1 protein-coding gene is annotated in these 1,036 nt (G+C 49.1%); it reads right to left on the bottom strand.

The window, feature by feature from the left end; genetic code table 11:
* Positions 1 to 875 (bottom strand): hypothetical protein (locus tag A7K91_RS00025; RefSeq protein ID WP_211274485.1); only part of this gene is annotated, 875 nt, incomplete at its 3' end.
* Between the last annotated feature and the right edge of the window lie 161 nt (positions 876 to 1,036).

Below are 1,036 nucleotides of genomic sequence, written 5' to 3'. Positions count from 1 at the left end.
ATGTCGGACAGTGCAACAGCGGAAAGAACGCTGCCGGCAATGAGTCGCTTGTACGCTTCTTTAATAAGCTGGCGAGGCGAAACGGGAACAAAGCGTTCGCGCCCCTGTTCCATGACTCGACGATACAATGCGGTGTTCCGCTTCGCTTTGGTCACCCAATCGAAGGCATGCGTTTCTAAGAACACGAAAAAATCCTTGCAGAGGTACCAGCGATCCATTGCAACCCACAACCGGCAGTTGACCGATTCCCGGAGCATAAGGAGCATTTGACGGGCAAGATCCAATTTCGTAAGACCTGTTTCTGCGTCGGCGGGTTTATGCCATACGCTGTAGAAAAGCGGGTATTCCAGGCCATTCTTCAACACAGCTTGCAGCACGACCAGATTCATGCACCAACTGTAGGTTTTCGTCGAGGCGTCTTTCAACCAACATAGAAAAGGGAGTTTCTTGGCGTACGGATGCGCGCTATGCGTATCGTCCAAGTTGATCACGTCGCCTTCTTGAAGAGCCGTGTTTGTATCTTGCTGCAGACGTTCAACACGTTTGTTGCCGAACGTTCTCCAAGCGAAAGGCGTTGTGAGGAAACGACTAAGGGTATACTGCGCTAGCTTGTACGGTTTGAACATCAACTCAAGCATAGCGTCTTTGCTGGCAAGCCCCGCCATTTGACTCACGGCTGAGCAGCCGGAGACAAGCCCAATGACGTACATAAAACATAACATCCAAGAAGGTGCGCCGCTTCGTTTGAAAATACCTGATTGCGTCAGAAGTAAAGAAAAGTCGAATTGATCCCAGAGAGTCCGCAGGATAGGGGCTCCTGCGCATTGGCCGTGCGAAAGCTTGCGGAACTTAGGCTGCTCAAGGGTTTGTTTCAATGAAATCACCTGTAATCGCTAAAGATATACCCTTTGTAGAAAGGTATCCTTTGCGATTATTGCGGGATTCGGAAAAAGTCAAGGGGTTTTCAGGATTTTTGAGTACATTTGCATGACACCTATGAAACTTCCATCAATTGGGACGAACTGCATAAGTCATG

The organism is Paenibacillus oryzae (genome assembly GCF_001675045.1).
GTDB lineage: Bacteria > Bacillota > Bacilli > Paenibacillales > Paenibacillaceae > Pristimantibacillus > Pristimantibacillus oryzae.
Note: the sequence above shows the minus strand (reverse complement) of the source record. Positions and strands in the feature narration are given on the sequence as shown.